General features: G+C 59.7%; 12 protein-coding genes and 1 tRNA gene. 2 read left to right on the forward strand and 11 right to left on the reverse strand.

All coding sequences use genetic code 11. The features are described 5' to 3' along the window. Positions 1–5 precede the first annotated feature (5 nt). From IPJ76_11165 to IPJ76_11210, 10 genes are all read right to left on the reverse strand, one after another. Entirely contained in the window at positions 6–962 is a 957-nt protein-coding gene (locus tag IPJ76_11165; GenBank protein ID QQR85175.1) for a hypothetical protein, read from the reverse strand. Between the two features lie 36 nt (positions 963–998). Continuing rightward, the gene (locus tag IPJ76_11170) at positions 999–2,339 is read right to left on the reverse strand and encodes an ABC transporter permease (GenBank protein QQR85176.1); all 1,341 of its coding nucleotides are present in this window, start codon (positions 2,337–2,339) and stop codon (positions 999–1,001) included. Continuing rightward, positions 2,336–3,277, reverse strand: coding sequence for an ATP-binding cassette domain-containing protein (locus tag IPJ76_11175; protein QQR85177.1), 942 nt, complete (start codon positions 3,275–3,277; stop codon positions 2,336–2,338). The genes IPJ76_11170 and IPJ76_11175 overlap by 4 nt, the downstream gene beginning before the upstream one ends. Positions 3,278–3,367: 90 nt before the next feature. After that, positions 3,368–4,957: a glycosyltransferase family 39 protein gene (locus IPJ76_11180; protein ID QQR85178.1), complete on the reverse strand. Its 1,590-nt coding sequence runs from the start codon at positions 4,955–4,957 to the stop codon at positions 3,368–3,370. Between the two features lie 59 nt (positions 4,958–5,016). Beyond that, positions 5,017–5,967 carry a DUF2167 domain-containing protein gene (locus IPJ76_11185; protein ID QQR85179.1) on the reverse strand — a complete coding sequence of 317 codons (951 nt, stop codon included), beginning with the start codon at positions 5,965–5,967 and terminating at the stop codon, positions 5,017–5,019. A 106-nt stretch (positions 5,968–6,073) separates the two neighbouring features. Continuing rightward, positions 6,074–6,910 (reverse strand): DUF2911 domain-containing protein, encoded by an 837-nt coding sequence (locus IPJ76_11190; protein QQR85180.1) that lies wholly within the window; start codon positions 6,908–6,910, stop codon positions 6,074–6,076. A gap of 50 nt (positions 6,911–6,960) precedes the next feature. Continuing rightward, positions 6,961–8,202 carry an ATP-dependent Clp protease ATP-binding subunit ClpX gene (gene clpX / locus IPJ76_11195; protein QQR85181.1) on the reverse strand — a complete coding sequence of 414 codons (1,242 nt, stop codon included), beginning with the start codon at positions 8,200–8,202 and terminating at the stop codon, positions 6,961–6,963. A 101-nt stretch (positions 8,203–8,303) separates the two neighbouring features. After that, positions 8,304–8,984 (reverse strand): ATP-dependent Clp endopeptidase proteolytic subunit ClpP, encoded by a 681-nt coding sequence (clpP, locus tag IPJ76_11200; GenBank protein ID QQR85182.1) that lies wholly within the window; start codon positions 8,982–8,984, stop codon positions 8,304–8,306. Positions 8,985–9,028: 44 nt separating this feature from the next. Next, on the reverse strand, positions 9,029–10,384 hold the full coding sequence (gene tig, locus IPJ76_11205; protein ID QQR85183.1) for a trigger factor: 1,356 nt from the start codon (positions 10,382–10,384) through the stop codon (positions 9,029–9,031). Between the two features lie 103 nt (positions 10,385–10,487). Beyond that, positions 10,488–10,569, reverse strand: a tRNA-Leu gene (locus tag IPJ76_11210). A gap of 99 nt (positions 10,570–10,668) precedes the next feature. Here IPJ76_11210 and IPJ76_11215 point away from each other — a divergent pair. Both IPJ76_11215 and IPJ76_11220 read left to right on the forward strand, forming a co-directional pair. Next, a complete protein-coding gene (locus tag IPJ76_11215) occupies positions 10,669–11,565 on the forward strand; it encodes a flavin reductase family protein (GenBank protein ID QQR85184.1) in 897 nt (298 codons plus the stop codon). Between the two features lie 25 nt (positions 11,566–11,590). After that, entirely contained in the window at positions 11,591–11,974 is a 384-nt protein-coding gene (locus tag IPJ76_11220) for a DUF3127 domain-containing protein (GenBank protein QQR85185.1), read from the forward strand. A gap of 4 nt (positions 11,975–11,978) precedes the next feature. Here IPJ76_11220 and IPJ76_11225 read toward each other — a convergent pair whose 3' ends face one another. After that, positions 11,979–13,142, reverse strand: a complete 1,164-nt coding sequence (locus IPJ76_11225) for a glycosyltransferase (GenBank protein ID QQR85186.1) — start codon at positions 13,140–13,142, stop codon at positions 11,979–11,981. Between the last annotated feature and the right edge of the window lies 1 nt (position 13,143).

Below are 13,143 nucleotides of genomic sequence, written 5' to 3' on the forward strand. Positions count from 1 at the left end.
GGCCTTCAGGTGCGCAGTAGCCTGGCCGCAGCGCCCTCTTTGAGTGCGTACTTGCTCCAGCGCAGTTCGCGGATGCCGCCCGCAATGAGCACCCGCTCTATCGCGACCAAGGCAATGACAACGGTGTCCACACGGTGCTCCGGAAGTCCTGGTACCGTCAGGCGCTCACTTCCGTGCATGGTCATCAACCGGTCCTTCAGCGCATCGAACTCCAACGCGCTGAAGGCGAGAGAAGTTGCTGTCTGGTCATGGGTGCTTCCCCTGGTTGAATGCACCATGGCAGCGAGTGAATCGAACGAACCTGCACTACCGATCAGCTCATGCGGTTCGTGGCGATCGATGATGTTCCATAGCGGCTCCAATTGGGCATCGAAGTGCTCCGCTAGCCTGAACTGCTCTTCGGTGGTCATTGGATCGCTGAACCTGAAACGGTCACGGATGCGCGTGACGCCCAGCTCAAAGCTGCGCTTCCACATGAGCGCCTTGTCGGTGGCCAGGATGAACTCGATGCTGCCGCCTCCGATGTCCATCACCAACGCCGGACGTGCACTGAACGGAACGGCGAGGCGGACACCTTCCAGGATGAGTTCGGCCTCTTCATCGCCTTTGATCACGGTGATGTCCACGCCGCACAGCTCACGAGCCGCCCGGAGAAAGTCGTGGGTATTACGTGCGTTCCGGAACATGCTCGTGCCGAAGCCGACGCAGCGGGAAGCTCCCAGTTCCTTGGCGTGCACCGAATGTGCCTTGAGCGCATCAAGCCCACGCTCGAACGCATCCCTTGCAATGACACCTTGCTCAATACCGCCGCGGCCAAGGAATACCGGCAGCTCTGAGGAGTGAACGATGCTGAACCCGGTAACTGGGGGTGCATGCTCAACCACCAACAAGTTGAACGTATTGGTCCCGAGATCGATGATGGCGGTGCGGTAGGCCATAGGTCCATGTGCCCATGTGTTCATGTGCCCATGGTCGCATGGCCACATGAGCACATGGCGTCATCCCCGGTAGAACAACCACTTGCCCAGTTCGCGCCAAGTCACCTTCTTGCCGTACATAAGGATGCCCGTACGGTAGATGCGACCGGCCAACCATGTGGTGAAGATGAAGGTGGCGACCAAAAGAGCCATGCTCAGGATGAGCTGCCACGGATGCTCCAGAACGTCGCCCATGGCCACACGGACCAGCATCACCACCGGGCTCGTGAAGGGGATGATGCTGCACCAGAACACCGCTGGTCCATCGGGATTGGCGACGGCGGTTTGTGCAACGAAGATGGAAAGCATCATGGGCAGCGTAACGGGCAGCATGAATTGTTGCGAATCGCTCTCGCTGTCCACTGCTGAACCCACCGCTGCATAAAGGGAGCTGTACAGCAGATATCCGCCCAGGAAGTAGAAGACGAAAAGTCCGAGCATCATGGCGATGGGCAGTTGGTCGACGACCTTGAGGGCCTCCTCCAGTTTCTTCACATTGTCCTTTTCGTCCATGCTGGGGTTGGCGCCTTGGTCCATGGCCCGCTGCAGTTCCGAGGTCATCATGGTGCCCTGTTGCTCCTTGGCGAACTGTGCGATCTTTTCGTGTGCAAGACCGATGGCGATCGTGCCCAGGATAGCGGAAACAATCACCCACAGTAGGAATTGGGTGAGTCCGACCATGGCAATGCCGATGATCTTGCCCATCATCAGCTGGAACGGTTTGACGCTGCTCACCAGGACTTCCACCACGCGGTTCTGCTTTTCCTCCATAACACCGCGCATCACTTGGATCCCGTAGAGGAACACGAAAAAGAAGATCAGATACCCGAAGGCGAATCCGATGCCAGCTCTGGCCTGTACATTCCCATCATCCCCACCGGTGGTCGCGTCAAGCAGTTGGAACTCAAGCGGACGGGTGATCTCCTTGAATTTCTCCGGATCGTAGTTGTTCACCCTCAATTTCTCTGCATGGAGCACGCGTTCCAGTTCTGCACTGATCTGGTTCTGGACGAACTGGCTTGGAAATTTGACGTACTTGAGCTCCACTGTTGTGTTCCTCATCGGGTCGTCCGAAAGCAGCGCTTTCAACGTGTAGGGTCCACCGGTCAGTAGTGTGTCGTCGATGTCCACAGGTGAATAGGCGAAGGCGAGGTGTTCCGTGTTCTTCAGTTTGCCGGTCACCAGCCCTCCCGGGTCCACAACGAGGACCTTGTGGTCGCCGGTCTCGTGAAGCGTTGCGTAAACGACTGCCACGATGCCGCCTATGAGCAACAACGGCCCGAGGATCGTCATGATGAGGAAGCTGGGCTTGCGCACGCGCGTCCAATACTCCCGCTTGATGATGAGGGCGATCTTGTTCATTCGGTCATGTCTTTGGGAACCGCGGGTGCGTCTTCGCCACCCACCACGCGGATGAACACCTCGTTCATGCTGGGCACTTCTTCCTGCACACCGTGGATGCGGACGGAAGGGAGCACTTGTTTGAGCACGTCGTTCAGTGTATCGCCAGCGCCCAGCTGCACGCGACTTGTCGCCATGCCGTTCTTCTCTTCGGTGTCCAGCAGCGTGCCTACGAAGCTCAACGCATTGGCAAAGGCCACCCGTGTGCCTTCGTACTCGATGCGGTAGGTGTTGGTCGCGTATTGCCGCCGGATGGCACGCACTTCACCGTCCAGCACCTTGCGGCTCTTGTCGATGAGAGCGATGTGGTCGCACAACTGCTCCACGCTGCCCATGTTGTGGGTGCTGAGCATCACGGTGGCGCCTTCGTCGCGCAGTCGCAGGATCTCGCTGCGGATGAGCTCGGCATTGATGGGGTCGAAGCCGCTGAACGGTTCGTCGAGGATCAACAACTTGGGTTGGTGCAGCACCGTGGTGATGAACTGCACCTTCTGCGCCATGCCCTTGCTCAGCTCTTCCACCTTCTTGTTCCACCATCCACCGATCTCCCAGCGCTCGAACCATTCCTTCAATCGCTTGGTGGCTTCCTTTTTCGGCATGCCCTTGAGCTGGGCCAGATAGAGTGCCTGCTCACCCACCTTCATCTTCTTGTAAAGGCCGCGCTCCTCGGGCAAGTAGCCGAGTTGGGCCACGCTCTCGTCGGTGAGCGGTTGGCCGTCCAGCCAAACATGTCCCTCGTCAGGGCCAGTGATACGGGTGATAATGCGGATCAGCGAGGTCTTGCCCGCGCCGTTGGGGCCCAAGAGCCCGAAGACCTTGCCAGTAGGTACTTCCATGCTAACGCCGTTAAGCGCCACATGGTCGCCATAACGTTTCACGATGTTCTCCAGTCTCAGCATACGGTGCGCAATTGCAGGGCGGACGAATGTAGCCGCACCCGTGCTGGGCGCCTGACCGGTTGTACGAGCGGGCGGTCGGTAGGATGGATGTCAGTACCGCAGCAAGTAGTGCGTCCCGACGACGGAAGGGCGGCGTGCTGGCAGCAGGAAGTCGATGGTGACGACCTGGACTGGGAACGCCGGGAACGACCATTCTTGAAGGGGGGGGTGCCCTGCGCGGATGAGAGCCTCGCGACCTTCGTCGTTGCAATAGACGTAGCGCCCGGGACGGATGCTCTCGCTGGCTTCGCGGATGTCCCGCAGCCATTCTACGCGGTATCCGGCGTGGAAGTCGAGTGCACGGCTCAACGTGGCGAAGTTGCGCAGGTCGGCTTGGGCCACACCGAGCTCGCGCACCTTATCACCCACTTGTGTGCCGGCCTGATAACGGAGCAGGGTGGGGTAGAAGTGTCCGTTGATGACGAGCGCAGCGCCGATGGTTATTATGAACGTCGGCCACAAAGCGCGGGCGTGTTCCCGGCTTCGGGCATAAACGACCAGTGCTACAATGCAGCAAAGACCCGCCGCCACCGCCCAAGGAGTGCCGCTATTGGGGAATGCGACCAAGGCCAACCATGATCCAAGACCAAAGGTCAACAGTGCCAGCAGCAGTTGCAAGAGGTCGAAGATCCGTGCGTGGCGCCCGACCAGTGTACGCGCCCCAATGACGCACGCAAAGGGCATCAGCACAAAGAGATAGTGCGGCAGTTTGTAGTGCGAGAAGCTGAGCGCCGTGAGGGTGAGTACGGCTCCGCACAGGCTCGCATATTCCGGTACCCGCGACTTGCGGCGCACCACACCGAATAACTCTTTTACCGTGCCATAGACGATGAAGAGCGTCCACGGCGCGGCTACCCATACAAGCGTATGCAGGAAGAAGAACCCGGTGCTGTCATCATGCCAGCGGTTGCTTCCGGTAATGCGACCGAAGCTCTGTTCCCAGAAGAAGAACTGCACACCTTGCCATCCGTGCTGCAGGTAGAGTGCGTAGCACATCGGGGCCAGCATCGCCCCGATGACCAAAGGCACCAGCAGCAAGCGCGCATCACTTAGTGCACGCCATTGACCGGTGATGGCGAGATGGCCTCCGATGGCGAGGCCCGGCACCACCGCACCGATGGGCCCCTTGGCCAGCATGGCCAAGCCGATGAACAACGCACCGAGCAGGAGGTGCTTCAGTTGCCGTTGGCCCAACCAGGCCATCCCTGCCCAGGTTGCGAGGATCACGTTGGCGGTGAGCAGCGTATCGCAGCGGACATCATTGGTCATTTGCAGCAGCGCAACGGAGCTGCCGTACATGAGCGCCGCGAGGTGTGCCGTGCGTCCGTCGTGGTGCAGACGAGTGAACTTGAATACGCCCCAGCAACCGGCAAAGGCGAATAGTACGCTGGGCAGTTTGTAGGCCCAGGCGACCTGTCCGAACAGGTGTATGGAGCAGGCGCTAAGCCAGAACACGAGAGGCGGTTTGTCCAAGTAGGATACCTCCCTGTCGAACACCTGTAGCCAGTTGCCTTCGCGCAGCATCTGCGCGCTCATGCTCGCATACTGCGCCGCATCCACATCCATCACCGGCACCAGCACGCCCAAGGCATGCACTACCAACAGCCCTGCCCAGGCGATAAGGACACGTCTGCGGTCCACTGCGGAACTTCGGTTCGACTGTTACTGCATGCACTTCAATGCAGTCCGCGCGCTGTTCCTCACGGCTTGATGATCTGTGCGCCTTCGGGTACAGCGTTCTTCTTGCGTCCGCTGATCAGGCGCCAGATGCCAGCTCCTGCGGCAATGATACCCAGGATGATGAACTTCAGGAACTTGCCCAGACCAGCGAACAACCCGGCTTTTGCCAGCACCTTGCCAGCAACAAGTCCACCCACGGACAGCGCCGCGATCTCGTCCGTGCTATCATCGAACTGGTCATAGCGGTAGCCGTCGTTGAACGTGGCCATGGACAACACGGCCGGAATGTTGGCCTTCACGTTGTCGAGTTCGGACATATCGCTCACAGCGTTCAACTGGAGCACGCCTTTCCGGCCCAGGATGCGGACGTTGTAGTTGAGGGTATTGCTCGTCGTGCTGTCGCCGAATTGGAGCTCCTTGGCCCAGTGCAGCACCTTCTTCGAGTTGTCGTAATACGGTTTGGACGCCCAGCCAATGGTGTAAACGGGGTCGTAGCCCATTTGGGCGCGCGCTTGGTTGTCGGTCTTGTCCTCTTCCTTCAACTGCACCAACATGTCGTCGTAGTTGATGTCCGCAGCATCACCGTCTTCCACGAATCCCATCTCGTCGTAGGTGATGATGAAGGCATAGCCGCCTTCATCCAGTACACCTTCGTTCTCCGGGAAGAGCATGCCCAATGTGCCTTCGGCGCTGGGATTGCCCCAATGTTCCACCAGTACCACAGCTGACTGAGCGGCATCGAGGAACTTGAATCCTGCGGGTACATTGATGGTAGCCGCCCCATCGGCCAAGGGCACGGCACCGGTCTGCCACTTGAAGCTGCCCTCCACGCTGTCCACATAGGCCATGAACATCAACGCGGAGGAATCACTCAGGTCACCGGTGGGCACTGAGGACAACGTGTCGGTGGGGTCTGGCGTGTCGGCTATTGCGAACGGGATCGCGAGTACGATGCTCGGCAGGATGCTCATGGAGTACGGTTAAGGCCGGGAAAGTAGCGCGTGGGTGTATTGGGCATCATGGAACGAAGAACCCCGGCATTTGCCGGGGCTCTTCGTTCCAGGGACTACGCGCAGTTCACTTGCTCCACTCCGCGATCTTCTGCTCGTTCAACTTCACGTATTGTGCATCGCCGTCCTTCGAGGCCATTTCCATGCTCTCCTTGGCCGTGGTGATGGCTTCAGCCTTCATTCCGTTGGCCGCGTAGCAAAGTGCGAGGGTGTGTTTCACCCAGTACCGTTGCTCCATGCTGTCCGACTTCTTGGCCCACTCCAGAGCCTGCTTCGCATCGATGTTACGATCAAGGTAGAAGCGCGCGCAGCGATGGTAGGTGCCGGCTTTCACTTCCTTGGCCGCCATTGCTTCGGTAATGTTGCGTTTGCCCTGCTCCAGCGCATCGGCATGGAACGGCACCGATATCTGGGTTTTCTCCCAGCGGAACTGGAGAACAGCATGGTCGTCCTTCACGGCATCAAAACCAATGGTGAAGGTCTCCGTGTACGATCCGGTCTCCTGGGCCTCGGCCTTCAATGTGGCCACGTTCTTGGCTTCGTCGTACCCGTCGGTTCCTCCCAAGGTGGTATCGCTGTTCAGATAAATGAGCCAACCATCCTTCGCGGGCGTGCTCAACACGGCATATTTCCCGGCGGGGACCACCTGTCCGCTGAAGTCCATCGGGCCATCGAAAGAGATCTTGGTGCAAGCATTGGCCCCTGTGCGCCAAAGGGTGTTGAAGGGGACGAGTTCCCCGAATACACCGCGGTCGCGCGCGCTGGGGCGGCTGTATTCCACGGTGACTTTGGTGAGACCCACGATCTGCTCCACTTTGCAGAGCGGGCTGGGTGCGGGCAGGTTCTGTGCTGGTGCTGTCGCCGCTAAGGCGAGCGAAAGGGCAAAGATGCTGGTGCGTTTCATGTTCGTTGGAATGGGGATGCGAAGCTACCCCATCCAACACATGCGCATGGTCAAGCCACTTTCAGTTGGCTCATTCGGCTGCGCTCGAACTTCTCCCGTGCGTAGCTGAGCGTGATGCGCAGGTCGGCAGGCCGATCGGTGGCACCGGGCATCTCGTACATGGCATCGGTCATGATGGCCTCGCAGATGGAACGGAGGCCGCGGGCCCCGAGCTTGTAATCGATGGCACGCTCCACGATGAAGTCGAGCACTTTTTTGTCGAAGGTGAGCTTCACCTTGTCCATTTCGAAAAGCTTCACGTACTGCTTGATGAGCGCGTTCTTGGGCTCGGTCAGGATCCTGCGCAAACTCTCGCGGTCAAGGGGTTCCAAGTAGGTGAGCACGGGGAAGCGGCCGATGAGCTCGGGGATCAAGCCGTAGGATCGGAGGTCCTGCGGGCTAACGTATTGCAGCAAGTGCTCGTCGTCGATGCGTGCGCTGTCGCGGCTTGCCTGGTAGCCCACCGCAGTGCTCTTCACGCGGCGCGCGATCATCTTCTGGATGCCGTCGAAGGCACCACCGCAGACGAAGAGGATGTTCCGCGTGTCAACCTGGATGAGCTTCTGCTCGGGGTGTTTTCTGCCTCCCTGCGGGGGCACGTTCACCGTGCTTCCTTCAAGCAGTTTCAGCAGCGCTTGCTGCACGCCTTCGCCGCTGACGTCGCGGGTGATGCTCGGCGTGTCGCTCTTACGGCTGATCTTATCGATCTCGTCAATGAACACGATCCCGCGCTCGGCCTTAGCAACATCGTAGTCGGCGGCTTGCAGTAGGCGGCTAAGTATGCTCTCCACGTCTTCGCCCACATACCCGGCTTCGGTGAGTACCGTGGCGTCGGCAATGGCGAAGGGCACGTTCAGCATTCGGGCGATGGTCTTGGCCAGGAGTGTTTTGCCGCTGCCGGTTTCGCCTACCAGGATGATGTTGCTCTTCTCGATCTCCACCTCATCGGATGTGGAGGCAGGCTTCTGCATCAAGCGCTTGTAGTGGTTGTACACCGCAACGCTCAGCACCTTCTTGGCCTCGTCCTGGCCGATCACATACTCGTCCAAGTGCTTTTTGATGTCAGCAGGCCGTTGCAGGATCATGCTACCCGCGATGTCGGCACGTTTCCGCTGGCTCAGTTCTTCGGCGATGATGTTCTGCGCCTGTCCGATGCAGCTGTCGCAGATGTGCCCGGTGATACCAGCGATAAGCACGTTCGTGTCCTGCTTATCACGTCCGCAGAACGAGCACTTCACTTCCTTTTTGTCCATGGGGGATGGCTTACGGGCCTTGCAGCGGAAAAGTTCGGCAATTTATGCCGAGGCCCGACCGGTCGTCCAGTCGGGCCCCGCACAGGTCTTGGTATGCTGTGCTACTTGGGGTTGCGCACCAGCAGCTCGTCGATCATGCCGTAGGCCTTGGCCTCCTCGCTGGTCATCCAGTAGTCGCGGTCGCCGTCCTTCTCCACCCGGTCGAAGGGTTGGCCGCTGTGCTGGCTGATGATGTCATAGAGCTCCTTCTTCAGCTTGATGACCTCGCGCACGGTGATCTCCATGTCCGTCACCTGTCCTTCGGCGCCGCCCATGGGTTGGTGGATCATCACCCGGCTGTGCTTCAACGCACTGCGCTTGCCCTTGGTGCCGGCGCAGAGCAGAACGGCACCCATGCTGGCGGCCATGCCTGTGCAGATGGTGGCCACATCGGGGTTGATGTACTGCATGGTATCGTAAATGCCGAGCCCTGCATAGACACTGCCGCCCGGGCTGTTCAGGTAGATCTGGATGTCCTTCTTGGCATCGGCGCTTTCCAGGAACAGCAACTGCGCTTGGATGATGTTGCTCACATAGTCGTTGATGCCTGTGCCCAGGAAGATGATGCGGTCCATCATCAATCGGCTGAACACGTCCATGGAAGCCACGTTCAACTGGCGTTCCTCGATGATCGTCGGGCTGATGTAGTCGGCCCGTACACTGCTCACGTAACTGTCATAGCTGGCGCTGCTGATGCCGCGGTGCTTCACCGCGTACTTCCGGAACTCGTCGGGTGGGAACATGTGTTTTGCTTGTGCGGTAAAGGAAGGGTCGTCGTCAGGGGGGCTCAACCCTTCTTCACCAAGTTTATGAACGCATCGAGGCTCATGCGCTCCTCCTTCGGGCTGAGCATGGCCTTGAAGTGGGTGATGAGCTTGCGTTCCACGATGCTGTCGCGCATGCGCTTGATCTGCTCGCGGTCGCCCAAGAGGCGTGCGGCCATCTTCTGCAGCTCTTCACCCTCTGGGGCGGGCATGCCGTACTGCATGAACTGGTCGGCCACGTAACGCTTAGCGAAGGCGTCGAGCTCTTCGCCCTTGGCTTCCAGGCCGTACTTCTCAACTATGCGGTCCTGCAACAACTGCCGTTTGATGCCCTCGGCATGGCGGGCGTAGTTGGCCTCCACTTCTTCGGGTGTGGTCGGTTGCTCGCTCGTTTCCAGGATCCAACGCTTCAGGAAGGTGTCCGGCAGTTCGATGTTGGTGCGATCATAAAGGGCCTTCAGGACTTCACGGGTGAAGATCCGATCGGTATCCCGCCCAAAGCCGCTTTGCAGGCTCTCCTTCACTTTGGCACGGAAGGCCGTCTCGTCGGTAACCGCACCCTGGCCGAAGACGCGGTCGAAGAACTCCTGGCCCATGTCGGCCGACACCATCCGTTTGATGCTGTCGATACGGAACAGGAAGTTGCCCTCAAGGTGGTGCACGCGGTCATGGTCAACGCCCAGCATCCGTGCCAGGTCGTCGTGGCCATCGCTCACGGCATGCGGGTCCAGGGTCGCTTCATCGCCTGCGGCTTTGCCGATCAGCAGGGCTTTTGCGGCTTCGTTCTTCAAGAACTCCAGGCTGATGGTGGTGCGGTTCATGATTCCGCCCTCCTTCACGGTGCCATCGGCGTTCAGCTCGATCATGTCGCCGATCACCATGTCGTTGGCTTCGCTCGTGGTCGCATCTTCCACCTTGCCGAAGCGGCGGCGCATGTCGCTGATCTCTTTGTCAAGCGTGGGCTCGTCGATCTCAACCACAGGCATGGAAACGCCCAGGTTCCCGTTCAGTTCAATATCGAAGGTGGGCGCAATGCCCATCTCATAGTGGAAGTTGAATTCACCAGGCTCGTCCCAGTTGTTGGCGTTGGCGAGATCCTGCTTGGGCAACGGCTGGCCCAGCACACGAAGGCGGTTACCCTCAATGTGCTGCTGGATGCTCTGGCCGATAAGGCGCTCCACTTCGTTCACCAGAACGGCTTTGCCCACGCGTTTCTTGATCAAGGGCATGGGCGCTTGGCCAGGGCGAAAGCCGGGCAGCACGGCAGTGCGGCGTTGTTCTTTGAGCTGGGCTTCCACACCGGGTGAATAGTCCTCGGGGGTCAGCTTCAGTTTCAGCGTGGCGGTCAGCGGACCGGTCTGTTCGCGTTCGATGTTCATCCGGGGTAGTTGTTCGTTCTTCGTTGCTGGTTGTTGGTCTGTTCTTCTGGTGGTCGTCGTTGCACCCACGACCAAACGACCATCAATCACCAACCAACTTCAGTACGGACGGGGGGACTCGAACCCCCACACCTTGCGGTACTGGCTCCTAAGACCAGCGCGTCTACCAATTCCGCCACGTCCGTATTTCCGTCGAAAGGGCGGCGAAGATAGCCCGGTGCTATAGCGTGGGTACATTCGCCGACCTGTGATTTCCGGATGTCAGGGGATCATTTGCGAACGGAATGAAAACGCATGTGCTCAGCGAGTTGCCGGTGCCCCAGCGGCACGGGTTGTTGCTGGGTGCCATCGGCCCGCGGCCCATCGCGTTCGCCAGTACGATCGATGCCCAAGGCCGCCCGAACCTTGCGCCGTTCAGTTTCTTCAACTGCTTCGGCAGCAACCCGCCCACGCTCATTTTTTCACCCGCTCGCCGCGGTCGTGACAACACTACGAAGCACACCTACCACAATGTGAAGGCCGTGCCGGAGGTGGTGATCAACGTTGTGACGTACGGTATGGTGCAACAGTCCAATGTTGCAAGCGGTGAATACCCTGAGGGTGTGAGCGAGTTCGAACAGGCCGGCTTCACGCCCATGGCCAGCGAGCGCGTGAAGCCGTTCAGGGTGAAGGAAAGCCCGGTACAGATGGAGTGCGTGGTGAAACAGGTGATCGAAACCGGCGACCAAGGCGCTGCTGGCAACCTCATCATCTGTGAGGTGCTGGTGATGCACGTGAACGAAACTGTGCTCAACGAACGCGGCACCATCGATCCGCACAAGATCGACCTGGTGGGTCGCATGAGTGGCCACTGGTACTGCCGAGCCAATGGCGATGCGCTTTTTGAGCTGGCCCAGCCAATGACGCATGTTGGCGTCGGTTTCGGCGCGCTGCCGCCCGAAGTGAGAGCGAGCAAAGTACTTACGGGGAACGACCTGGGCCAATTGGCCAACTGCCCCACCGTGCCGGACGAGACAAGTGTGAACGAGCACAAGCTCACCGAACTGAGCGAAGTTTTCATTGATCTGCAAGGCCGCCCGGAAGAATTGCTGCGCGCGTTGCACCTTCGCGCACAGGGACACTTGCAGCACGGCCGCACGGATGAGGCGTGGAAAACCGTATTGGCCTTCAACAACCGATAACAAGCGCCGGTAACGGCATCACATCATGGCACAAGTCACCATCTCAGGAAGCATCAAAGTGGTCGGCAAGACCCAACAGGTCAGCGACAAGTTCAGCAAGCGCGAGCTCGTCATCACCGAACCAAGCGGCCAGCGCCCGCAGCACATCCCGGTCGAGTTCACGCAGGACCGCACCAGCCTGCTGGACAGTTTCAAACCCGGCGATGAAGTGACCGTAACGTGCTACGTGAACGGCCGCGAATGGACGGGCAAGGATGGTGTGACGAAGTACTTCCTCAGCCTTAGCGGCAACCGCATCGAGCGCGCCGGTGGCAACGCCGGTGGAGGAGGTGGAAGCTACCAAGCCGCTCCTCCGCCCACGGCGGCTGATGCTCCGCCCGCTGGCGACGACGACGATCTGCCGTTCTGATCGCTCAAACGCGACGGCCTTTCCATGTGCTGCGCAGGAAAAGCGAGAGCACGGCCAGGATCGGCGCGTATATCGAGAAGAGCACTAGGCTCCCGGCCAGGCCCTGTGAGGAAGCTCGTTGTCCGATCCGCGCTCCCATGGTTTGTGCGAGCACGACGATCGGGAGCAGCCAGCCAAGCCAAAGCAGTAGTGGCACAACCACCGGGATGGGAGCAGGAACGGACCAGCCGTCCTCTGCGAGGCGTTCAGCCGGGCGGGTGAACAACATCAATGTGCTTGCCCAGAGCATGACCGGCGCCATGAGCGCCAGGGCCGGGATGATGCCGGTGATGCCGATGCCGCCGCGCCGCATTTTGCCTGCCCACCGCAGCCGTTGGTGAACGAACGCGCTGAGCGTTGGTTCCGATCGCACGCTCACCAGTACTTCAGCAGCCGCCACGTAAGCCACGGTTTTGTTGGCCGCTTGCATGCTGCGGAGCAGGAACATGTCGTCGCCGCTGGCAATGTGCCGGTGCCGTTGGAAGCCGCTGAGCAATTCGAAGGTGCTGCGACGGAAGGCCATGTTCGCTCCGTTCGCTATGAGCGCCCGGCCACCACCCGCCGAAGCCGCCGCTACGGCCATGAAGCCCAACTGTTCGTTGGTCTGCAGCTCTTGGAGCCAGCTTCCGTCGGTTGCCACGGATATCGGCATCAATAGAAGATCGAACGGGTCACGTTGCCAAGCGCGCGCAACGAACTGCAATCGTAGTGGCCCACAGCGGGCATCGGCATCGGTCACCAGCACCACGTCCCCTCGGGCCTCCACAACCGCGCGCTCGATCGCGGCCTTCTTGCCGAAGCCGTCGTGCAGGTCGAGCAGTCTCCAAGTCGCACCAACGCATTGTTCCGCGAGCCGTCGGGTCGCATCCGTGGAACCGTCGTCCACCACGATCACTTCGAACCTGTCCGGGGGATAGTCCTGCACCCGCAGATCACCGAGCAGTGAGCTGATCGTTGCTTCTTCGTTCCGCGCAGGCACCACCACGGAGATGAACGGAGCAACTGCTGGCCTGAAATCGGGGAGTTCATCATCACCAAGCAGTAGCCGCATGGCGTGCAAGGCGAAGAACAACTGGCCGATCACCAATGCCGCCGTGGCTAGAATGATCCACCACGGCCAGCCCTCCATT

The sequence above is a fragment of the Flavobacteriales bacterium genome (assembly GCA_016699575.1).
GTDB lineage: Bacteria > Bacteroidota > Bacteroidia > Flavobacteriales_F > PHOS-HE28 > PHOS-HE28.

Excerpts from the sequence above, each read along its gene's own strand:
- IPJ76_11170 (QQR85176.1), bottom strand. The coding sequence starts at position 2,339 with ATGAACAAGATCGCCCTCATCATCAAGCGGGAGTATTGGACGCGCGTG.
- IPJ76_11175 (QQR85177.1), bottom strand. The coding sequence starts at position 3,277 with ATGCTGAGACTGGAGAACATCGTGAAACGTTATGGCGACCATGTGGCG.
- IPJ76_11190 (QQR85180.1), bottom strand. The coding sequence starts at position 6,910 with ATGAAACGCACCAGCATCTTTGCCCTTTCGCTCGCCTTAGCGGCGACA.
- IPJ76_11220 (QQR85185.1), top strand. The coding sequence starts at position 11,591 with ATGGCACAAGTCACCATCTCAGGAAGCATCAAAGTGGTCGGCAAGACC.
- IPJ76_11225 (QQR85186.1), bottom strand. The coding sequence starts at position 13,142 with ATGGAGGGCTGGCCGTGGTGGATCATTCTAGCCACGGCGGCATTGGTG.
- IPJ76_11165 (QQR85175.1), bottom strand. The coding sequence starts at position 962 with ATGAACACATGGGCACATGGACCTATGGCCTACCGCACCGCCATCATC.
- clpP (QQR85182.1), bottom strand. The coding sequence starts at position 8,984 with ATGTTCCCACCCGACGAGTTCCGGAAGTACGCGGTGAAGCACCGCGGC.
- tig (QQR85183.1), bottom strand. The coding sequence starts at position 10,384 with ATGAACATCGAACGCGAACAGACCGGTCCGCTGACCGCCACGCTGAAA.
- IPJ76_11185 (QQR85179.1), bottom strand. The coding sequence starts at position 5,967 with ATGAGCATCCTGCCGAGCATCGTACTCGCGATCCCGTTCGCAATAGCC.
- IPJ76_11215 (QQR85184.1), top strand. The coding sequence starts at position 10,669 with ATGAAAACGCATGTGCTCAGCGAGTTGCCGGTGCCCCAGCGGCACGGG.
- clpX (QQR85181.1), bottom strand. The coding sequence starts at position 8,202 with ATGGACAAAAAGGAAGTGAAGTGCTCGTTCTGCGGACGTGATAAGCAG.